Annotated in this window: 16 protein-coding genes and 1 other RNA gene; 3 read left to right on the top strand and 14 right to left on the bottom strand. The window is 51.7% G+C overall.

Annotated elements, in window-relative coordinates:
• Positions 1–177: 177 nt before the first annotated feature.
• From dnaG to EYB48_RS08665, 4 genes are all read right to left on the bottom strand, one after another.
• A complete protein-coding gene (gene dnaG, locus EYB48_RS08680; RefSeq protein ID WP_162019958.1) occupies positions 178–1,974 on the bottom strand; it encodes a DNA primase in 1,797 nt (598 codons plus the stop codon).
• 35 nt (positions 1,975–2,009) lie between these two features.
• Positions 2,010–2,456: a GatB/YqeY domain-containing protein gene (locus EYB48_RS08675; protein ID WP_162019957.1), complete on the bottom strand. Its 447-nt coding sequence runs from the start codon at positions 2,454–2,456 to the stop codon at positions 2,010–2,012.
• Between the two features lie 124 nt (positions 2,457–2,580).
• Entirely contained in the window at positions 2,581–2,793 is a 213-nt protein-coding gene (rpsU, locus tag EYB48_RS08670) for a 30S ribosomal protein S21 (protein WP_005877634.1), read from the bottom strand.
• Positions 2,794–3,031: 238 nt separating this feature from the next.
• Positions 3,032–4,231, bottom strand: a complete 1,200-nt coding sequence (locus tag EYB48_RS08665; RefSeq protein WP_162019956.1) for a BaiN/RdsA family NAD(P)/FAD-dependent oxidoreductase — start codon at positions 4,229–4,231, stop codon at positions 3,032–3,034.
• A 399-nt stretch (positions 4,232–4,630) separates the two neighbouring features.
• Here EYB48_RS08665 and EYB48_RS08660 point away from each other — a divergent pair, with 399 nt between their 5' ends.
• Positions 4,631–6,901, top strand: a complete 2,271-nt coding sequence (locus EYB48_RS08660) for a TonB-dependent receptor (protein ID WP_162019955.1) — start codon at positions 4,631–4,633, stop codon at positions 6,899–6,901.
• 134 nt (positions 6,902–7,035) lie between these two features.
• On the opposite strand, the gene ybiB is transcribed toward EYB48_RS08660, so the two are convergent.
• The 5 genes from ybiB to EYB48_RS08635 all read right to left on the bottom strand — a co-directional run bounded on the left by ybiB (position 7,036) and on the right by EYB48_RS08635 (position 9,492).
• Positions 7,036–8,046 carry a DNA-binding protein YbiB gene (ybiB, locus tag EYB48_RS08655; RefSeq protein WP_162019954.1) on the bottom strand — a complete coding sequence of 337 codons (1,011 nt, stop codon included), beginning with the start codon at positions 8,044–8,046 and terminating at the stop codon, positions 7,036–7,038.
• 7 nt (positions 8,047–8,053) lie between these two features.
• Positions 8,054–8,512: an EVE domain-containing protein gene (locus EYB48_RS08650; protein WP_162019953.1), complete on the bottom strand. Its 459-nt coding sequence runs from the start codon at positions 8,510–8,512 to the stop codon at positions 8,054–8,056.
• A gap of 179 nt (positions 8,513–8,691) precedes the next feature.
• Positions 8,692–8,871, bottom strand: a non-coding RNA gene (ssrS, locus tag EYB48_RS08645) — 6S RNA.
• Positions 8,872–8,938: 67 nt separating this feature from the next.
• Positions 8,939–9,265: a cell division protein ZapA gene (locus tag EYB48_RS08640; RefSeq protein WP_162019952.1), complete on the bottom strand. Its 327-nt coding sequence runs from the start codon at positions 9,263–9,265 to the stop codon at positions 8,939–8,941.
• On the bottom strand, positions 9,262–9,492 hold the full coding sequence (locus tag EYB48_RS08635) for a DUF904 domain-containing protein (protein ID WP_230403723.1): 231 nt from the start codon (positions 9,490–9,492) through the stop codon (positions 9,262–9,264). The genes EYB48_RS08640 and EYB48_RS08635 overlap by 4 nt, the downstream gene beginning before the upstream one ends.
• 504 nt (positions 9,493–9,996) lie before the next feature.
• Here EYB48_RS08635 and trxA point away from each other — a divergent pair.
• Complete coding sequence (trxA, locus tag EYB48_RS08630; RefSeq protein WP_162019951.1) at positions 9,997–10,323, top strand: thioredoxin TrxA; 327 nt, start codon at positions 9,997–9,999, stop codon at positions 10,321–10,323.
• A gap of 215 nt (positions 10,324–10,538) precedes the next feature.
• On the top strand, positions 10,539–11,801 hold the full coding sequence (rho, locus tag EYB48_RS08625) for a transcription termination factor Rho (protein ID WP_162019950.1): 1,263 nt from the start codon (positions 10,539–10,541) through the stop codon (positions 11,799–11,801).
• A gap of 99 nt (positions 11,802–11,900) precedes the next feature.
• On the opposite strand, the gene EYB48_RS08620 is transcribed toward rho, so the two are convergent.
• The 5 genes from EYB48_RS08620 to EYB48_RS08600 form a co-directional block, all read right to left on the bottom strand.
• The gene (locus tag EYB48_RS08620) at positions 11,901–13,529 is read right to left on the bottom strand and encodes a hypothetical protein (protein WP_162019949.1); all 1,629 of its coding nucleotides are present in this window, start codon (positions 13,527–13,529) and stop codon (positions 11,901–11,903) included.
• 49 nt (positions 13,530–13,578) lie between these two features.
• On the bottom strand, positions 13,579–15,294 hold the full coding sequence (locus tag EYB48_RS08615) for a PAT1 family protein (protein ID WP_162019948.1): 1,716 nt from the start codon (positions 15,292–15,294) through the stop codon (positions 13,579–13,581).
• A gap of 282 nt (positions 15,295–15,576) precedes the next feature.
• Entirely contained in the window at positions 15,577–17,025 is a 1,449-nt protein-coding gene (locus EYB48_RS08610) for an efflux transporter outer membrane subunit (RefSeq protein ID WP_162019947.1), read from the bottom strand.
• Between the two features lie 2 nt (positions 17,026–17,027).
• Positions 17,028–20,186: an efflux RND transporter permease subunit gene (locus tag EYB48_RS08605; RefSeq protein WP_162019946.1), complete on the bottom strand. Its 3,159-nt coding sequence runs from the start codon at positions 20,184–20,186 to the stop codon at positions 17,028–17,030.
• A gap of 91 nt (positions 20,187–20,277) precedes the next feature.
• Complete coding sequence (locus EYB48_RS08600; protein ID WP_162019945.1) at positions 20,278–21,615, bottom strand: efflux RND transporter periplasmic adaptor subunit; 1,338 nt, start codon at positions 21,613–21,615, stop codon at positions 20,278–20,280.
• Positions 21,616–21,617 lie beyond the last annotated feature (2 nt).

Raw genomic sequence — 21,617 nt, 5'->3', positions numbered from 1 at the left:
TTGAATCGAAAGCTTTTAATTATACCACGCGGACATCACATTCTCTAGCCTGACCAGGTCTGCGACAGCCCAGAACTGATAAAAAAATAGGCAAAGCTTTCATTTAACCCATTTCTAAGGCGATAAGCATTTATACAAAAAAGACCCGCAAAAAACAAATGAAGCTAAAAAAAAATCTTATTGACGGTTCGCCGCCTCAGAAATCGCCTGCTTACGCAATTGATCTAGTGCCAACATAATATCCCGCCAACGATTCTTTTCCTGCTCACCATGCAAACCAGCGGCGACCAGTCGCTCAGCCTCTATCTTGAGTGCCTGAGTACGTATCTGGCGCACTGCCCCCAATAATTCAAGCCTGACCAGTTCAGGCTCAGTATCGGTCTGCTCGGCAACCTCAGCAATCAGACCATCAAAATCTGATCCTGTTCCCCGCAATTGCTCAGCAAGCGCGACGAATTGCGCATTTTCACCCAGCGACAAACAAACCTGTACCAACTCTTTGAGCATAGCGGCGCCATCCGGCGCCAATAATGCGGCATCTTGCAACACATGCTCATCGACATAGACTGCCAAGGCAGGATACGCGACTAATATGCGCATAATCTGACGCTCCAGGCCAACCGGTGCACTACGCTTAGTGCGTGGTGGCGCTAACTTCACCCTGGCAACCGGCTGACTTAATTCAAACAAGGCCTCGATTTCTGACGGAGCCGTCATGGTCTGCTGCGCCAGGCTGCGAACTATCTGCAAGCGCAAACCCGAAGCCTGCATCGCCTGCAGCAAAGGCTTGGCATCAAACTGCGTCTTAGCGCGACCCTCTGCCGAATTGAGGTCATTAACACCAATCACTTCACGCATAAAAAACTGCGACAAAGGCATCGCATCACGCACCTGCTGCTCAAATGCGTCGGCACCAAATTCGCGGATGTAGCTATCAGGGTCATGCTCAGGTGGCAAAAACAGGAACTTGATAAATTTATCGTCATTCGCATGTGGCAAACAGGCTTCCAGCGCACGTCGTGCCGCACGGCGCCCGGCCGCATCGCCATCAAAACTAAAGATCACATGATCAGTCTGCCGCAACAGCTTTTGCACATGGGTAGGCGTACACGCCGTGCCCAGCGTGGCAACCGCTTGCGGAAAACCCATTTGTGCCAGCGCCACTACATCCATATAGCCTTCCGTCACCAGCACATAGCCGGCATCGCGGATAGCCTGTCTGGCTTCAAACAGTCCGTACAACTCAAAACCTTTTTGAAACAGCGGGGTCTCTGGCGAGTTCAGATATTTGGGCTCGCCCTGCTCCATGATGCGACCACCAAAACCAATAATCTGGCCTTTGGTATTCCGGATCGGGAACATCACGCGATCGCGAAAACGGTCATAGCGCTTGCGCCCGGCACCCTCCTCATCGCTTTTATCAATGACCAGCCCTGCCTCAACCAGTTCCGGCGCTGCATAATCCGGATACACACTGCGCAGACTATCCCAGGCATCAGGCGCAAAACCCAGCGCAAAACGGGCTGCAATTTCACCCGTCAGACCACGCTTCTTGAGGTAAGCGATCGCTGGCGGTGCATGACGTAATTGCTGCTTGTAATACTCCCCCGCTTTAGTCATTACTTCGGATAAAGCCAGACTTTTAGCCTGCACTTCTGCACGCTGAGCTGGCAGCATACGATCTTCTTCCGGCACCACCAGTCCCTGGCTTTGCGCCAGATCGCGTATCGCATCGACATAGCTGAGCCCGGAATATTCCATCAAAAAACCAATGGAACTGCCATGTGCGCCGCAACCAAAGCAATGGTAGAACTGCTTGGTCGGGCTGACGGTAAAGCTGGGAGATTTTTCGTTATGGAAGGGGCACAAACCCATGTAGTTTGCACCACCTTTTTTTAACTGAACGTACTTACCCACCACGTCGACAATATCAACGCGGGCAAGCAGATCCTGAATAAAACTTTGCGGTATCAATGCATACAGCCGGAAGGTCCGGCGTTCGTATTCAATTATTTAGACAAGGCAGCTTTGACCAGACCGGATACCTTACCCATGTCGGCACGACCAGCCAGCTTCTGCTTCAATACATCGATGACTTTGCGCATATCCTGAGGACCGGCAGCACCCGTCTCAGCAACAGCAGCATTCACCGCCGCCTGCACTTCTTCATCGGACAAAGCCGCCGGCATATAAGTCGCCAGCACTTCGATTTCTGCTTTTTCGATATCTGCCAGATCCTGACGTCCACCAGCTTCAAACTGCTGAACCGAGTCCTTACGTTGCTTGATCATTTTTTCTATGATGGCCAGCACCATGCCATCATCCAGCTCAACCCGCTCATCGACTTCTTTTTGCTTCATTGCCGCAGTCAGCAGACGTATCGTCGCCAGCTTACTTGCTTCTTTAGCGCGCATTGCTGCTTTCATGTCGTCGGTGATTTGGTCTTTTAAGCTCATTACTTACCCCTGAATACTGAATCAGATAAAAACAACAAAGCCCGCTGCGGCTTACCGGAGCGGGCATGCAAACCTAAGCTATACAACTCTGAAAGCACCTGGCATAACCAGACACCAATCAGGATTAGTACATCTTCTTAGGCAATTGCTGACTACGAATGCGTTTGTAGTGACGCTTAACTGCGGCAGCCAGCTTACGCTTACGCTCTGCAGTTGGCTTCTCGTAGAACTCGCGAGCGCGCAATTCGGTCAACAGACCGGTCTTTTCGATAGTGCGCTTGAAGCGGCGCATGGCGACTTCGAACGGCTCGTTTTCTTTAAGGCGAATTGTGGTCATTTAAGTTCAAACCATGGAAAAATTATAGGAAGACAGAGATATTAACAGGAATTCTTAAAAATGGGAAGAATACTGATTAAATCTTACGCAAATTTTGAGGCTCTGTAGCAACAAAAACCACAAAACCTTTCAGAGTCTATCCAATTTTCTTGAAATTCCGGCCTGACCGGAGCTAACCCTGAAGGCCGCATTGTACACCAAAGCATGAACGCTGGCACCTTAAGAATTACAAACTGACTCAGACCGCCGATCCGGCAGCAAATCCGGATGCCCAGGCCCACTGAAAATTATAGCCCCCCAGCCAACCCGTCACATCCATCGCTTCGCCGATAAAGTACAAGCCTGGTACCTTAGTCACCATCATGCTTTGCTGCGACAATTCACGGGTATCCACACCACCGCGCGTCACCTCGGCTTTCTTGTAGCCCTCCGATCCGCTGGGTATCAATTCCCAGCGATTTAGCTTCTCGCCCAGCAAACGCAAGCGTTTATCCTGCATCTCGGCCAGTTTCGCTGCACCATCAAATCCATGAGCTAGCAATAAACCATCCGCCAGTCGGGCTGGCAGATACTGCGCGAGAAAATTCGCCAGATTCTTCTTACTACTGTTTTTTCCACCCAACAATTCTTCTGCTAAATCAACTTCCGGCAAGAGATTAATTCTGATCGCAGCACCCGGCTGCCAGAAGCTGGATATTTGCAATACCGCAGGGCCAGACAAGCCCCGATGGGTGAACAGCAAATCCTCGCGGAATTGCATTTTCTGTTTTTTATCACCAGTCGCGATATCCACTTCCAGCGAAATACCCGCCAAAGGAATAAACGGTGCCCAGGATTGCGCATCAAATGTCAACGGCACCAACGCGGGTCTGGGTTCAACCATCTTTAATTGAAACTGACGCGCAATCTGATGCGCGAAATCGGTCGCTCCAATTTTAGGAATCGATAAACCACCAGTCGCAATGACGACGGACTCCGCCATCAACTCCCCCTGCGAGGTCCTAACCAAAAAGCCCTGATCAGGCAGTTTCTCAACGCCGCCTACACTGCAAGGCATACGCCATTGCACCTTAGCCGCATCACATTCCGACTTAAGAACCTGAATCACATCCTCCGCCGAGTTATCGCAAAACAACTGGCCCTTATGCTTTTCATGCCAGGCAACGCGATAGCGCTGCAATAAAGCAAGAAAGTCTTGCGGGGTGTAACGTGACAGCGCACTTTTACAAAAATTCGGATTTTCTGACAGGAAATTAGCTGGTCCCGCCTGCAGGTTGGTAAAGTTACAGCGTCCACCACCAGAGATACGTATCTTCTCGGCCAGCTTACCGGCATGATCAATCAGCACTACGCGCTTACCACGCTTAGCTGCTGTTGCCGCACACATCATTCCGGCAGCACCGGCACCAATCACCACCACATCGACCTGTTTATTCATAGCATTTCCATTTTTCACAAGGCGCGATTGTAGCGGATCACAGACGAACACTCATCCGCACAGGATTAAACTTGTACCAAAACTTACTCAAAACAAGGCTGCATGCGGCTAAACACGGCATTCTTCAGTCAAACTGTGCCTAATAATTTCAGTTACCAATTAATCATTAATTTGTTTGATATACACAACATTTTCATAGAATTACTTTAAGTATTCATATAAGAAAATAATATGTTCTTGACGAAGCTCAAGCACTAAGAGTTAACTGCTGGACATAGGCCGCAAACGTTTGCGCAATGCGCTCCATATGTCTCTCTGAGTGCACGGCATCAGAGAAAGACGGCATCATGTTGAAGCTCTGCAATTCCAGATTACCCATCAACTTTCCAAGGAAAACCCATGACTGCGAAATCCAAGCGCCAGTTTTACAAAGGGACTACCCAAACCCTGATCGCACTGGCTGTGTCCACAGCCTTCCCTATGCACGCCGCCTGGGCTCAGGAAGCGAAACCAGAGGCAGCAAAAAATGACGGCACCAAGCTGGAAACAGTGATAGTAACCGCCAACCGTCGTGCAGAGAACATCAAAGAAGTACCGATGTCGATTTCTGCCATTAAAGGCGATGCACTCGATACTTACAATGCCAGCGGCCAGGACATCCGTTTCCTGGCAGCGCGCGTACCTAGTCTGAACGTCGAATCCGACTTTGGCCGCTCCTTCCCACGCTTTTATATCCGCGGCCTGGGCAATACTGATTTCGATCTGAATGCATCCCAGCCTGTTGGCCTGGTGTATGACGATGTCGTTCAGGAAAGCCCTATGCTGAAAGGCTTCCCGGTATTTGACGTGGAACAGGTTGAAATCCTGCGCGGCCCGCAAGGTACTTTGTTCGGCCGTAACTCACCGGCTGGTGTGATCAAGTTTGACTCCGCAAAACCTAGCCGCCGCTTTGAAGGCTATGGCAACATCGGTTACGGTAACTACAATGCCGTCAATCTGGAAGGCGCGATCAATATTCCTTTAAACCAAGACTGGGCAATGCGCTTCTCCGGTCAGGCACAAAGCCGCGACAATCGCGTGACCAATCCACGTGCCACTGGTGAAAAAAATCTGGAAGGCTACCGCGATAACGCCGCACGTCTGCAATTCCTGTACAAAAACGGCAATTTCAGTGCTTTGCTGAATCTGCATGGCCGCGACATGTCCGGCAATGCAACCCTGTTCCGCGCTAACATCATTCAGAAAGGCTCGAATGAGCTGGTACCTGGCTTTGACTACGGCAGCTATCCTACCGATGGCCTGAACAAGCAAACGCTGACATCTTCAGGCGCCAGCGCACGTCTGCGCTGGGATCTGGATGGCATCACAGTCCATTCCATCACTGGCTACGATAAAGCGAAGTTCTACAGCCGCGCTGACGTTGACGGCGGTTTTGGCGCCTCCTATGCCCTGCCTATGGGCCCAGGCTTCATTCCTTTCGCGGCTGAGACAGCTGACGGACTGCCATATCTGAAGCAATTGACCCAGGAGGTCCGCGTAGAATCAAATACCAAAGACAAGCTGCAATGGATCGCCGGCCTGTATTACTTCAATGAGAAACTCCAAGTCGACAGTTTTGACTTCAACTCGACCGGTGGAAATGTGCAAGATGGTTATGCGGTTCAGCACCAAAATGCGACGTCTTACGCTGCATTCGGAACGATCAATTATGCAGTCAGCGATCAGTTCAAAGTGCGCGCCGGTTTGCGCTATACCAGCGACAAGAAAGATTTTGACGCGCAACGCACCTGGACTCCAGGCAAAGCACCTGGCGTAGGCATCACTCCACTGTTCACAGCCAATCCATCCTCCAGCAATCTCACCTGGGATCTGAGCGGCAGCTACACTTTGGATAAAGAAACCAATGTGTTTGCGCGCGTTGCAACCGGCTATCGCGCACCTAGTATCCAAGGTCGCGTCTTGTTCGGCGATTCTATCTCTGTTGCCCAGTCTGAGAAAAATCTGTCTTTCGAAGCAGGTATCAAGAAAGACATCCTGGATAACACAGCACGTGTAAGCGCAACTGTATTCCAGTACACAGCAAAAGATCTGCAACTGACCGCTGGTAGTGGTGCAGTCAATCAAAACCGCCTGGTTAATGCAGAAAAAGCAACCGGCCAAGGTTTTGAACTGGATCTGCAAGCCAACATCAACCGTAACTGGAAAGCAATTGTAGGCATCAGCTACAACGATACACAAATCAAGGACTCCGCCTTGTTTGTTTCTCCTTGTGGTAACGGATGCAGCGTGAGCAATCCAGCAGGCCCGGTTGCCGGCACAGTTCTGATCGGCGGCAATCCACTGCCACGCGCTCCGAAATGGGTAGGTAACTTCGCACTGAAGTACACCACACAAATCGGCGAAGGCACGCTGTATGCGAACACCGACTGGTCGTACAAAGACACGTACAATATGTTCCTGTATGAAGCCAAAGAGTACAAGGCGAAATCCTTGCTCGAAGGTGGCGTTCGTATCGGTTACATCTGGAACGATGGCAAATATGAAGTGGCTGCTTACGGTCGTAATATCACCAACAAGCAACAAGTCATTGCAGCGATCGACTTCAACAACCTGACAGGGATCGTCAATGAACCACGCAACTACGGCGTACAGTTCAAAGTCAATTTCTAATTACCTGATGGTTCAGCCCGCTCAGTACCGAGCGGGCGCAAAAAAAAATGCACTGGCCTTAAAACCGGTGCATTTTTTCATTGTGTAAAAATAAACACACTTAGACGAGTAGCGCGCCTTGATTGGCCTAAGCCTTACTGTACTGAATGATCAGCGCCGTTCGCTGTCAGCCCATGCAAGCGGCGACTGATGCTCACGCACAGTCTGACTTGCTCTGCGATATTCGCCGGAACCGGCAACTCCTGATTTAAGACCTTATGTATCCAGGCTGCGGTGGAGGCGGCATCAATGTCTTCAGGCAGTTCAGGCTCTGTAGCAGTCAACAGCTCTTGCTTTTCCAAAAGCGTCTCACGCATACCTTGGGCAAATCTGTCTATCTGCTGCGCGCGGCCAGTGTTAGCAACTGCCTCACCTTCAGTTCCGCGCATCATCAACACCTCGCCCTGCGCGGAGCTAAGATGGGTAGAAAAGTAAAGTCCCAAAGACTGCAAATACTCAGGATGGGTATAGGAATACAAGCGTAGCGCGGGGATATCGAAGGGCTGCAACATCTTGACCAGGGTATGAGAAGAATTGCGCACGCCCAGAATACGCCTAAGCATCAGCAGCCGATGCAAAGCGGGTGACAGACAATCCAGACCTGTCATTGCTGGCAGACCGGACGCAAAGCGCTGGCTGACTTCCTGCGCCGACAGACAAAGAGGCAAATCCATGGCCTGAAAAATTTCGGCACTGGTCACACGTCCAGGATCTTCGGCAATCCCATGTACCAGTACCGGAATACCCTCGCGCGCCAGTAGGCTCGCCAGCAGCGGCGTCAGATTGGCTTTTTTACGGGCACCGTTATAGCTTGGTATCAGTACGGGCGCAGCGGTCAGACCGGATGGCAGTTGTAGCTTCAGCATGGCTGGCGCTAAAGCATCCATGAAGCCCGCCAGTTCGTCGATGGACTCCCCTTTAATCCGCATAGACAACAGGATCGCGCCTAACTCCAGATCGCTGACTCGCCGCTCCAGCATTGCAGTAAACAAGCTGCAGGCATCCTGCCGTGACAAATCACGTGCACCGTCTTTACCGCGTCCGATTTCCTTAATAAAACGGGCGGCTGGCAATGGCTGGCCACTATTCAGTTTTTGCTCACTCATGCTGCTCTCATTGCGTATCCAGCAGTGCCAATACGGCCTGCCATTCTGCGGTGGTGACTGGGGTAATCGACAAGCGGCTGCCTTTTTGTAAAACCAGCATATCCGCCAGCTCAGCGTGCGTTCGCATTTCAGCCAGACTCAGCAAGCGGGTCTTTCTGATTGCCCGCACATCGACCATCATCCAGCGCGGTGTTTCCTGAGTGGATTTCGGGTCATAATAATGACTTGCAGCATCAAACTGGGTATGGTCGGGATAGGCGCTGCTGCACACCTCAGCTACGCCAGCGATACCTGGCTCAGCACAACTGGAGTGATAGAACAGTACGCCGTCGCCTAATTGCATCTGATCACGCATGAAATTTCTTGCCTGATAATTACGCACACCAAACCAGGGAACGCTGCCGGCCGCTAATGCATCATCGATACTGACTTCATCGGGTTCAGACTTCATTAACCAATACGCCATCATCCTCTCCTGACTATCAAAAAATTTTCAAAAGCATATTGTGGCACAGCGCAATCCAGACAGCGCACAACGGGTAGGGACGGGATTCCCTATCAAAGGCTGACAACTCCGTACTACCTGAGCGATTCCCGAGCAGCAATGCAAAAAAAATGGCTGTCATTGCTGACAGCCATTCTGTATAAGTCCCCACCAGAGCCGCTATGCCGGCATCCTGAACCTGATGGTTCAAGTTGGCCACAGTCAGTTCAATTTCGGGTTCATCGGACTAGCGACGCTCACGCCCATCGAACTATGTTCCGCAGCCTATGCACATAAATGGTTCAAGGAATATATGACATTGGCGAACACGGCAGGGAATTAAAGTTTACTCCTAAAACCGGCGCAAGGGATAGTTGTTTTGATGAAATAATCTAATAAATTTCAGGCTCAGAATAGCTTTTCTTGCGGCGTCAGTGCCTGATCCATGATTTGGTGCATGCCAGTGATTTTCTGTCTGACTTCAGAAATTGACATGCCGGACAACGGGCCTTCTGAGGTCTTAGTCGCCAGCAATTCGGTGGTCATACCCAAGGCCGCCATGACAGCTATCCTGTCCGTACCCTTGACCTTGGAAGTATCACGGATAGCACACATTTTTGCATCCAGATAGGCAGCGGCTTCGCGTAAGGCGCGATCTTCACCCTCGCGGCAGGACAGCTTATAACTTTGCCCCATGATCATCACATCTACCTGTATGACTTTTTTCTCGGTCATGCCGCATCTTCCTCTTGATCTTGATTAACAATTTCTGGTGGCAATAACTGTATCAGCGCCAGCACACGATCCTGTGCTTGCTCTATGCGTTGTTGCATATCCAGATTTTTTGCCGTCTGGCCAGCCAGTTCATTGCGTAAGGCCGCGTTTTCTGCGCGCAATGCATGCGTCAGCTCAGCGAGTCTGGCGACTTTTTCGGCGAGTAATTCGAATTCGGGAATCATCATAGGCTAGGTTTTGGATGCAACAAATCTGAGCTCTTATTATACGAGCAAATTTCCAGCAGCCAAGCTGAGTCAGACGCGAAATTTCGTTAAATCCCGCAAACCAGGCGGGAAACCAGCAGCAAGTCGCAAGCATATTCAAAAAAGTGCAGGTCTAAGCAGTTGAGAATTTTCCAGACCAGACTGCCCCCCCTCTGCCTGGCACCAAAGTGTCGTGCCAGGTGCACTTAACTCTAGCTGCTAAGCGGCAGACAGCACGGGATTAAGTGAGTGACTTACAGATTTTTATGTTCAACGACCCACTTTTTAAAAAAATAGGTTATTATTTGCTGTATAGCTAACCACGCCTGACTCCTCGTTGGCATAATTCTGGTACATTCTGCACGTCACCATTGAATTCTGGCCAATCGCCTTCAGATACAAATTTGAATTCGGCAAATTCCAAATAACCGACCGACATTCTGTGGCGCTGTTACCCCTTAATTTTTCCCTCTCAACGAGGATTCCATGAGCGAAAACATCAAACATGTAAGCGATGCTTCCTTTGAAGCTGACGTATTGAAATCTGACAAACCAGTACTGGTTGACTTCTGGGCTGAGTGGTGTGGTCCTTGCAAAATGATCGCCCCTATCCTGGAAGAAGTCGCAAAAGAATATGGCGATAAAATTGTTGTTGCCAAAATGGACGTCGATGCGAATCAGGCTGTGCCTGCCAAATTCGGTATCCGTGGCATTCCAACCCTGATCCTGTTCAAGGACGGCGCAGCAGCTGCACAGAAAGTCGGCGCGCTGGCAAAAGGACAGCTGGTTTCCTTCATTGATAGCAATATCTAAGGTATCATCACCGCGCTGTAACTGCTGATAGCGGCAGCTACAGCGCGAATTAAATACGATTACCGAATACTGAACGACTAAGTAACAAGAACCGAAACTGGCTGTGTGTCAGTTAAGTACTTAAGTACACAAGAGTACATAATAACTATTCTGTTTATTCTGTCATTTCCTCCGTTCACTCCCCCACCTCATTTTCCCATCCCGGGACACTCACCATGCATCTATCTGAATTAAAGGCCCTGCACGTATCCGCTTTGCTGGACATGGCCATAGGACTTGAAATCGACAACGCTGCCCGTATGCGCAAGCAGGAATTAATGTTTGCCATCCTGAAAAAACGCGCCAAAGCGGGCGAGCAAATTTTCGGCGACGGCACTCTGGAAGTTTTACCAGACGGCTTTGGCTTTCTGCGTTCGCCAGATGCAAGCTACATGGCTTCGACCGACGATATCTACATCTCACCTTCCCAGATTCGCCGCTTCAATCTGCATACCGGCGACTCTATCGAAGGTGAAGTCCGTACCCCGAAAGATGGTGAGCGTTACTTCGCTCTGGTGAAAGTAGACAAAGTCAACGGTGAGTCACCGGAAGCGTCTAAACACCGCATTCTGTTTGAAAACCTGACGCCACTGCATCCGAACAAGGTGCTGACGCTGGAACGCGAAATGCGCGGTGAAGAAAATACTACCGGCCGCATCATTGATATGATTGCGCCGATAGGCCGTGGTCAACGTGGTCTGCTGGTCGCATCACCTAAGTCGGGTAAATCTGTGATGTTGCAACACGTAGCGCATGCAATTACCACCAATCATCCGGATGTGACGCTGATCGTATTGCTGATCGATGAACGTCCGGAAGAAGTGACCGAGATGCAACGCTCGGTGCGCGGCGAAGTGGTTGCCTCGACTTTCGATGAACCAGCCTTACGCCATGTCCAGGTTGCCGAAATGGTGCTGGAAAAGGCCAAGCGTCTGGTAGAAATGAAGAAGGACGTCGTGATTCTTTTGGACTCCATCACCCGTCTGGCACGCGCCTACAACACAGTGATTCCGGCGTCCGGCAAAGTATTGACCGGTGGTGTCGATGCGAATGCACTGCAACGTCCGAAACGCTTCTTCGGTGCCGCCCGTAACGTGGAAGAAGGTGGTTCGCTGACCATCATCGCCACCGCGCTGATCGAAACCGGCAGCCGTATGGATGACGTGATTTACGAAGAATTCAAAGGTACAGGTAACATGGAAGTTCACCTGGAACGTCGCCTGGCAGAAAAACGCGTTTATCCTGCTATCAATCTGAACAAATCCGGCACCCGCCGCGAAGAATTGCTGATCAAACCGGATCAGCTGCAAAAGATCTGGATTTTGCGTAAGTTGCTGTACTCGATGGATGAGATCGAAGCGATGGAATTCATTCAGGACAAAATGAAAGCCACTAAAAACAATGCAGAGTTTTTTGAAATGATGCGTCGTGGTGGTTAATCTGTCTGCCTGAGACAGAGAAAGGGCTGGCAAATTACTTTGCCAGCCCTTTTTTATTTATTCAATCAAATTCCGTATCAAATTCAGTGGTGGCTGATGTCAACGCCACTCCACCTCTTTCATTTCCCCCAGCCACATCCAGTTGCCATTACCGCGACGGAAACGCAGCCACATTTTTTCACAGCCGTTGAACGGAATGAAAATCTGAAAATCCTGTTCCATCTCTTTCGCAACCAGCATGCCGGAGCAACTCCCTAATTGCGCAACTTCACGCACGGCATAGGCCTTGGCACGCCCATCCGGATAGACTTCCAGCCAGCGGTTCTGAGTCACCATACGCCACTCACGCCGGCCAGGTGGTTCAAACTCATAGTCCCATACAAAGCGCGCCAGTATCTGGGCATCAATGCTTGCGTTCTGCTGCTCCATTTTTCCCAGTGCCTGCCGTGCCAGCTCGGCCACCATGCCGTCTTGCTGCAGCTGTAGCACGCGACGGTAAGACTTCATGGCGGGAATTTTCTCATCCATTTTCTCCTGGGTCTGCGCCAGGAAATACCAGGCCATTGCATTATCCGGAGCGGACTCGAGCAACTGCCGGTATTTCTTCGCCGCGATAGGATAGCGGCCAGCCTCATACTCTTTGACCGCTGCTTCCAGCAAGGCTGCTTGCGGATCCGCAGTTGCCACTGCTGCTGGAGTGAGATTATTTTTCTTACCCTTGGGCTCAGATTTTTTTTCAGCTACGGCCACGATCTGAGGCTCAGGTACGATCAAGCGTCCGGCCTGCCAGTTTTGCGCAGTTTGCCTGCCATCGGCAGCAATCAGAATTCCTGCTCCGTCTTTCTGGCCCTGGACAAAATTTCCCTGATAACTGCTGCCACTCTGAAACTGCTCGACGCCAGCTCCCTGGAATTTGCCGTCTTCAAAACCGCCCTCATAGCGATAGCCTTTATCGGTAAATACGCCTATGCCGGTACGCAAATTATTGACGAAATCCCCCTCATAACGGGCACCTTCCTTCCACTGATAGACGCCTTTACCATGCCGCATACCATTCTCAAAATCACCGTCGTAGCGCGCGCCGTCTTTCCAGAAATAACTGCCCTTCCCTTTCAATACCGCATTCAAAAAACTGCCTTCATAACGATTGCCATCACTGAAGAAAAGCTTACCGCGGCCTGTGCGTTCATTGTTCCTGAATTCGCCGACATAGCGTGCCCCGTCAGGCCACAGAAAAGCCCCCAGACCGGTACGCTGATCCGCCTCGAAATCGCCTTCGTAACGCTGCTGATTCGCCCACAGCAGCATGCCCTTGCCCTGCTTTCGCCCATCAACAAAGTCACCTTCATACACATCACCGTTTTTCCAGCGATAGATACCGCTGCCGGTACGCTGACCGTTGACGAAATCACCTTCGTAACGATTGCCGGTCGACCAGGTGAAACTACCTTTGCCATGCAGGACATTATTCAGGAAGTCACCCGTGTATTCATCACCACTGGCCCAGCGGTAAGTCCCTTTTCCGGTTCGTAATCCATTGACGAAGTCGCCTTCATAACGACCACCATCAGCCCAAAGAATGAGACCTTTGCCATGCATCTTGCCATTCAAGAGCGTGCCCTGATAGCGTGAGCCATCAGGAAAGACTTGCATCTCCTGCGCCACGACTACTGAGGAAAGGCTCAGTGCCAGACTCGCCAGACAAAATGGTCTGAGTAAATTCAACATCTTGAGAAATTTCCATTTAAGGGCAGCATCAGAGACAGCTGCGCACAGTTCACTTGCAATCACCCACGGAGGTAACAACCACAGTCACCTCTTTCACCGGACAAGCTGGCTTGGGTTCGATTTTGTAGGTATCGCCAAAACAACCGCTCATGCCGATGAAATTGGATGCGACACCTTTAATCGGAATCTGACCAGGGCAGCGTGCCTCATACGCGACGTCGACACAATAATCTCCTTTTGGAGCAGGTTTAGGGTTAGAGCCAGTCGCATAGTAATGTCCCTCTCCATCCGGACATTTAGTTGCGTGCAAACGCACCCCATTTGTCATTGCTTCCATAAAGATGCGTTTCTTTTCATCTTCCTTGGCTTTGCGTTCAGCCTCTTGCTGCAAATACTCTGCGCTGTGGCTGCTGCGCCCCTGAGCGGAATTAGCTGGCACATGTTGCTGAGTGCCATAGCCCGTCGCCTGTGCATAGCCTTGCTGCTGGCTAGCTGTAGCATTGCCTGCATAGCCGGAACTGACTGGCTGGCCTGGTCGCGGATTCGCGTCATGACGATTAGCGCCCGGTGCCGGCAGCGTTTGTGCCTGAGCTTGCGGCTGCGGCGGCACTTGCCCACTGCGTTGCATCTGCAAGAGCTGCGCCTGCGATACCGGTGCCTTGGGTGCATATCCAACCTGACTTTGTGTGCTGTGCTCGACCGGATGCAGCGTGCCTGTCACTAAGGGGCTACCCTGCATACCAGTTTGCCCAGGTTGACGGATGCTGCCATTATTTACCATGTGAGACGGTGCATCCAGTTGACGGAGTGGTGCCCCCTGCTGCAGATGCGATTGCGCCGCGCTTGGCAGGGGCTGCCCGTTCGACTGGGTGTGTACCTGTTGCGCTTGCTGATATTGCGGTTGCGCTTGCTGTTGCTGAAACTGCGGTGGCACTTGCTGAGAATGAGGTGTCGCCTGATGAGGTGCTTGCTGCTGAGTCTGGAACTGCACCGGGTGTGCTGGCTGCACAGGCTGCTGCGGCGCTTGGCGCATCTGATTCAATAACTGATGCTGACCAGTCTGCTGCGCTGGCTGTTGATAAGCTGGTTGAGCGGTCTGCTGCTGAGGCTGCTGGTAAGCCTGCTGCGGCTGACCTGGCTGCTGCACTGGTTGAGCCTGAAATTGTCGCTGTTGAGATTGCTGCTGTAATTGTTGCTGATGAATTTGTTGCTGCTGACGCTGCTGATTTTGCTGTTGCTGAATCTGTTGCTGCTGTTGCTGCTGTTGCTGAATCTGTTGCTGTTGCTGAATTTGCTGCTGACGCTGCTGATTTTGCTGTTGTTGTTGTTGTTGTTGCTGTGCCTGACGCTGGCGCTCCGCAGCTTCTTGTTGCTGACGCAGACGCTCTGCTTCCTGTTGTTGCTGCTGTTGGCGCTGACGTTCTGCCGCTTCCTGCTGCTGGCGGTGACGTTCGGCCTCCTGTTGCTGGCGTTGCCGCTCCTGCGCTTCCTGTTGACGCTGGCGTTCCGCTTCCTGTTGGCGCTGTCTTTGCTCAGCCTCGGCCTGACGACGGCGGTTTTCTGCGTCTATCTGTGCCTGACGCTCTCGCTCCAGACATTGCTGCTGTAAATAAGGAGGATTAGTTGGCGGGCAATATGCCTGGGCACTTCCTGCAAACAAAAGACTGAGTGCCAGGCCGCCGCCTCCCAGTTTCGCCACGTTCCTGGCTGATCTCTGTTGCGTACCGCATTGCGGCTCAGACTGCCTGATTTGTTTCGTTTTCACACTGCTCTCCCCCCTATTCATCTAGCGGACATTGTAAGCGCTGCTCACGCAGTCTCACAATTAATCACAATTCAAAAGTAATGTTTTTTGCAGGGAAACATCAACTATCTTTCATTAATTGTAGATAACTTAATACAAATACACCTTCACCACCTGACCCGCACGCACCCCACGGAAAATTGGACAGGCAGGAATATGTACAAAAAAAGCCCCTGCAGCAGACGCTGAGGGGCTTGCAGACTGATCCAGAGGGAAAATCCAATCCAGATCATGAGCAGCTTTTTACTGAGCCGTCACAGTCTGATTCCAACCACCACCCAAAGCCTTATACAGGCTGACAATGGCACTCAGATGGGCGCGCTGAGTTTCGATCAAACCAGACTCAACCTGAGCCAGATCACGCTGCGCATTCAGCACTTCCAGATAGCTGGAATAGCCATTTTTATAGCGTAACTCGGCCAGACGCTGACTGTCTTTCAAGGCCAGCACGCGCTTCTGATTCGCCGTGTAAAGCTGGGCATTGGCCTCAGCATTGTTCAGCGCATCATGCACATCGCGGAATGCCCCCTGTACCGCTTGCACATATTGTGCCGTAGCCTGGGTTTTACGTGCTTCTGCACCCGCTACCACCGCCCCGATTGCACCGGCCCTGAATACTGGCTGTACCAGATTCGCACCCAGATTCCACAACAGGGAAGACGGATCGACCAGGTCTTTAAACACGCGCGATTCGTAACCGATACCGCTGGTCAGTTTCAGACTCGGGAAGTAAGCGGCTTTTGCCTGACCGATGTCTGCATTCGCTGCCACCAGCGCCTGCTCCGCGGCCAGAATATCCGGACGGCGATTCAAGACCTCAGACGACAAATCAGCAGGTAATTGCAAATGCTGGTAAAGGCTGGAAATCTCGCTACCGCGTGCAATTACAGGATGCGCGATGCCAGCCGGGCTACGGCCTATCAATACTGCGATGGCAGATTCCAGGTTGGCGACATTTTGCTTAGCTTGCGCAAGGCTGGCTTCAGCGGCTGCAGTTTCTGCCTCGGCCTGATGTAAATCCAGCTCGCTGATGGCACCGGCGGCACGACGCTTCTGTTGCAGGCGCAGATTCTCAGAACGGGTCTTGCCGGTTTCCTGCGCCAGCTTTAACTGGGCATCGGCTGCACGTAATGCGAAATAAGACTGAGCCAGATTACTGAACAAGGTCGTTTGCACTACATTGCGGTTCTGTTCCTGCGCCAGTAAACGTGCTTTGGCGGCCTCATCGGCACGCGACAACTTGCCCCACACATCGACTTCATAGGAAGCTGTCAGACCAAGCTGAAAATCTTTACTGACAGGATTGGCACCGGCCGCCAGTTTGCCCGCATTTTCACTGGTGCGGACTTTGGTTCCGGCCAGTGTGGCATCCACTGTAGGATAACGGTTAGAAGTCGCACCAACAGCCAGTGCACGCGCTTCTTCTATGCGTCCGGTAGCCAGCAATAAATCCTGATTATATTTCGCAGCTTCCAATATCAGGTCGGTCAGCACCGGGTCCTGGAACTGTGCCCACCACTGGGTCAGATCAGCGGCAAGCAGGCCAGGCTTGCCTGCGCTCGCCAGGTTTTCTGTTTTCACAGATCCTGGCAATTCCAGTGCCGGACGTTGATAATCCGGGCCTACTGAAGCGCAGGCACTCAGCATCAAGGCACTCAGCACTGCGCTATAACTCAACGATAATTTCAACATAATTATTCCTTCCCTTGTGCTTGATGCGACTGGCTCAGAGGAACATGATCCGGATGATGGAAATCTTCTGCTGTTGTTTTAAAGCGCTTGTCATTGATCAGCTTAAAGAACAAAGGCACAAAGAAGATCGCCAGGAAAGTCGCTGCCAGCATACCGCCCAACACACCGGTTCCCAATGACTGACGGGCTGCGGCACCGGCACCATGCGAAAACGCCAGCGGTACCACGCCAAGAATAAAGGCCAGCGAAGTCATCAGAATCGGACGGAAGCGCAGACGCGCAGCTTCCACAGCAGCGGCCACGGGTGCATAGCCTTCATGTACCTTCATCACCGCAAACTCTACAATCAGAATCGCATTTTTCGCTGATAAACCGAGCAAAGTCACCAGACCGATCTGGAAATACACGTCATTATTAAAGTGACGCAGATACACAGCCAGCAAGGCACCGAAGATACCGAAAGGCATAGCCAGTAATACTGAGAATGGCAGTGACCACTTTTCATACTGAGCAGCCAGAATCAGGAAGATCATCAGCACACCGGCACCTAAAGCCAGACCCGCTGCATTGCTGCTGCGTTTTTCCTGGAATGAAGCACCGCCCCAGTCATACACCACATCAGCTGGCAACACGTTTTTCGCAGCACGTTCCATCGCTGCAATCGCCTGTCCCGAGCTAAAGCCTGGTTTGGCATCGCCCATCAGTTTAATCGCTGGCATCGCATTGAAACGCTGCACAGAATCCGGTCCGGTAATGAACTTGATGGTGGTGAAAGCACGCACCGGTATCATCTGTCCGGAAGCGCCGCGCACATACATATTGCCGATGTCTTCCGGCTTGGCACGGAACTGTCCATCTGCCTGCAACTGTACCGTGTAGATACGACCATTTTTATTGAAGTCGTTCACATAGTAGTTACCCATAGTCGCTGCCAGCGTGTTGTACACATCTGGTAAAGATACGCCCATGGACTTGGCTTTTTCATTATCTACGTCGACATACAACTGTGGGGAATTAGCTTGCCACAGCGTTTTCACACCAGCCAGCTCCGGTTGCTTATTCGCTTCTGCGATCAGCAAAGGCAGTATCTGCGCTAAACGTTTAACACCACCTTCACCGGCGTTTTGTAAATAGAATTCAAAACCACCGGTTTGTCCCAGGCCTTGTATCGCAGGAGGTGCAAAGAACAGCGGCAAGCCTTCCTTGATATGCCCGGTCTTCATATAGCTTTCACCGACCAGCTGCTGCGCCGACTTAGAGCGCTCATCCCAGGATTTCAGCGGGAAAAACATGGTTGCTGAAGAGGATTTCAGACCGCCGCCACCCAGAAAATCCAGACCGACCAGCGCGAACGTCGTGTCTATACTCTCATTCGATTTCATCGCGGCTTCGACTTGCTTCACCATCGCATCTGTACGGTCCAGCGACGCGCCGTCAGGCAGGATAGCAGCACCAATGAAATAGCCCTGATCTTCATCCGGTACCAGGCCGCCAGGTACCGTCTTCCATAACACGCCAGTCAGTGCCACCATGCCCAGCACCAGCGCCGTGCCCAATACTGCGCGCTTGAGGAAGAAGCTCACACCGTTGGTATACCGCTTTGTCAAACGCAGGAAAGCCGCATTAAACCAAAGGAAGAAAGGATGATGATTCTCTGCACCCGGTTTCAACAAGATCGCGCACAAGGCAGGGGTGAGTGTCAGCGCGACGATACCGGACAGTACAACCGCAATCGAAATCGTGACCGAGAATTGACGATACAACTCACCTGCCAGACCACCGAGGAAAGCAATCGGACCAAACGCGGCTACCAGCACCAGCACAATCGCAATCACCGGCCCGGTAACTTCATGCATCGCTTCGATGGCAGCCTCTTTGGGAGACATGCCCTCTTCATTCATCAGACGTTCTACGTTTTCCAGCACCACAATCGCATCATCAACAACGATACCAATCGCCAGCACCATGCCGAACAGGGTCAGCGTGTTGATCGAATATCCGAGTAAATGCAGACCCGCCATCGTACCAATCAGCGAGACTGGAACAGCGAGGGTAGGAATGATGGTGGCACGCCAGCTTTGCAGGAAAAGGTAAACCACGATAAATACCAGCACCATCGCTTCAGCCAGGGTCTTAAGCACTTCTGCAATCGACTCCGTCACAAACGGTGTGGTGTCATAAGGAACCGCGTAAGTCATCCCTTCAGGGAATTTCGCCTTCAATTCCTGTAAAGTTTTTTCTACTGCTTTACGGGTTTCCAATGCATTGGCACCGGTCTGCAGGAAGACACCGACGTTGGCAGATGGATGACCATTCACACGTCCATACAGGTTGTAATCTTTCGATCCCAGTTCTACCCTGGCCACATCTTTGATGCGGATAGCAGCGCCGCTTTTATCTGTTCTGACGATGATATTGGCGAATTGTTCAGGCTCCAGCAAACGTCCTTTGGCCGTCACCGTCATGGTCAGCTCTTCAGTGGTGTTCGGTGTCGCACCGACTTTACCGGCCGCATACTGCGCATTTTGCTCATTGATGGCGTTAGAAATATCCGCTACCGTCACACCCAGTTGCGCCATACGGTCTGGACGCATCCAGATCCGCATCGCATAGTCTTTGGCACCAAAAATCTGTACATTGGTGGTACCCGGAATACGTTTGATCGCATCCAGTACGTTCTGCGTAGCGTAATTTGACAGGTAGAGGGAATCGTAGCGATTATCCGGCGAATACAAGGCGGCTACCACCAGGAAGTTCGACGAACTCTTGGAGACGGTCACCCCTTGACGGCGTACCTCTTGCGGCAACTTGGCATCAGCCTGGCGCACACGGTTGTTCACGTTAACCGCTGCAATATCGAGATTGGTGCCGACTTCAAAAGTCACGTTGATAGAAACGCGGCCATCTGCCGAGGACACGGAGTCCATATACAGCATGTGCTCCACACCATTGATCTGTTCCTCAATCGGTGCCGCAACTGTACGTTCTATCACTTCCGCCGAAGCACCAGGATAAAACGCTGTCACATTCACGACTGGCGGAGAAATCTCCGGATAGCGTGAGATCGGCAGCACACGCAGTGCGGCCAGACCTGCCAGCACGATGATCAGCGACACCACAGTCGCGAAAATCGGCCGGTTAATAAAAAATTTTGAGAACATGAATATTTCCTTATCGCCTGCCCCAATTTAGGACAGGATGTTCATGAAAAAGTAACTGTCTGGCTTGGAATTGCCTTTACACAGGCTCAGCTTATTTTGCTGCTGAAGCAGATGCTGCCGATGCTGCCGCCGGGGCCGATGCAGAAGCACTGGCTGATGCAGGCTTGCCTGCAGGCGCGCCTGGCATCGCTGGCGGCGGGTTCAGCGCAGCCTGCGCGGAAACGACCAGTGGCTTGACGGTCATACCTGGGTCATGCGCCTTGATCACACCGTCGACCATCACTTGCTCACCGGCCTGCAAGCCCTTGGTGACTATCCATTGCCCATGCGTCCAGCCGTCCAGCTCCACCGGTTTAGGTACCAGCTTGTTATCCGGCGTCACTACAAAAACCATCTTGCCCATAGGCCCGTCAATCACGGCACGTTGAGGAACAGCCAGTGCAGCCGTACGCTTGGCACCGGACAAAATCACACGTACAAATTGCCCAGGACGCAGGGTACCTTCGGGATTGGCGACCTGTGCACGTGCATCAAAGCCACCATTAGCGGTATTGATGCGTTCGCTCACAAAATTCATTTTTCCTGTAGTTGGGAACATGGAGCCATCTGCCAGTTTCAGCTTTACATCAAAACCGATACTGCCGTTATTGGCACGCTTACCCGGAACTGCAACTTTGCCGCTACCAACTTCTTTTGCTACTTTCAAATAATCCGCTTCCGGAATACTGAAGTTCACATACAGCGTGTCGGTCTGCACGATGCTCGTGAGCAGACTGTCAGCCGCTGTCACCAGGCTGCCGTTGGATTTAGCTGCCATCCCGGTGACGCCATCGATAGGTGCGACGACTTTCGTGTAACTCAGATTCAGACGTGCTTCATTGACCTGAGCACGCACCTGCTTCAGGCTGGCTTCAGCTGTTTCCAAATTGGATTTAGCGTCATCAAATTCTTTCTGGCTGATCGCTTTTTCTGCAGCCAGTGGCGCTAAACGCGCATATTCACGCTTAGCCTGATTCAGCTTAGCCTCGGAGACCGCCGCAGCCGCTTCGGCAGAAGCGAGTTGGCTTTGATAAGTGGATGGGTCTATCTGGAACAATACGGTTCCGGCTTTGACGCGCGAGCCTTCTTCGTAGAGACGGTTTTCCAAAATGCCAGGTACACGCGCACGGATTTCAGTCTCTTTAGAACCTGCGGTTTGGCCTACATATTCATAGTCCAGCGCCAGATCGCTGCTTTCCAGCTTGACCACATTAACCTCAGGTGGTGGCATGCCGCCCGCACCTTGCGGCGCACCTTGCTTGCCACACGCAGCCAGTGCCAGCAAAGGCAAACTGACTGCCAGCACACGCAGGGAACGACGGGAAAATAATTGCTCTATCTGAGCGGACAGGTCGGATGACCGGGAGGAAGGGATGCCTGTAGAGTGCATAG

It is taken from the genome of Cognatundibacterium crateris (genome assembly GCF_010078235.1).
GTDB classification, from domain to species: Bacteria; Pseudomonadota; Gammaproteobacteria; order Burkholderiales; family Burkholderiaceae_D; genus Undibacterium; species Undibacterium crateris.
This window is presented reverse-complemented; position numbering and strand designations above follow the sequence as displayed.

Excerpts from the sequence above, each read along its gene's own strand:
- EYB48_RS08675 (WP_162019957.1), bottom strand. The coding sequence starts at position 2,456 with ATGAGCTTAAAAGACCAAATCACCGACGACATGAAAGCAGCAATGCGC.
- rpsU (WP_005877634.1), bottom strand. The coding sequence starts at position 2,793 with ATGACCACAATTCGCCTTAAAGAAAACGAGCCGTTCGAAGTCGCCATG.
- EYB48_RS08665 (WP_162019956.1), bottom strand. The coding sequence starts at position 4,231 with ATGAATAAACAGGTCGATGTGGTGGTGATTGGTGCCGGTGCTGCCGGA.
- EYB48_RS08660 (WP_162019955.1), top strand. The coding sequence starts at position 4,631 with ATGACTGCGAAATCCAAGCGCCAGTTTTACAAAGGGACTACCCAAACC.
- ybiB (WP_162019954.1), bottom strand. The coding sequence starts at position 8,046 with ATGAGTGAGCAAAAACTGAATAGTGGCCAGCCATTGCCAGCCGCCCGT.
- EYB48_RS08650 (WP_162019953.1), bottom strand. The coding sequence starts at position 8,512 with ATGGCGTATTGGTTAATGAAGTCTGAACCCGATGAAGTCAGTATCGAT.
- EYB48_RS08640 (WP_162019952.1), bottom strand. The coding sequence starts at position 9,265 with ATGACCGAGAAAAAAGTCATACAGGTAGATGTGATGATCATGGGGCAA.
- EYB48_RS08635 (WP_230403723.1), bottom strand. The coding sequence starts at position 9,492 with ATGATGATTCCCGAATTCGAATTACTCGCCGAAAAAGTCGCCAGACTC.
- trxA (WP_162019951.1), top strand. The coding sequence starts at position 9,997 with ATGAGCGAAAACATCAAACATGTAAGCGATGCTTCCTTTGAAGCTGAC.
- rho (WP_162019950.1), top strand. The coding sequence starts at position 10,539 with ATGCATCTATCTGAATTAAAGGCCCTGCACGTATCCGCTTTGCTGGAC.
- EYB48_RS08620 (WP_162019949.1), bottom strand. The coding sequence starts at position 13,529 with ATGTTGAATTTACTCAGACCATTTTGTCTGGCGAGTCTGGCACTGAGC.
- EYB48_RS08610 (WP_162019947.1), bottom strand. The coding sequence starts at position 17,025 with ATGTTGAAATTATCGTTGAGTTATAGCGCAGTGCTGAGTGCCTTGATG.
- EYB48_RS08605 (WP_162019946.1), bottom strand. The coding sequence starts at position 20,186 with ATGTTCTCAAAATTTTTTATTAACCGGCCGATTTTCGCGACTGTGGTG.
- EYB48_RS08600 (WP_162019945.1), bottom strand. The coding sequence starts at position 21,615 with ATGCACTCTACAGGCATCCCTTCCTCCCGGTCATCCGACCTGTCCGCT.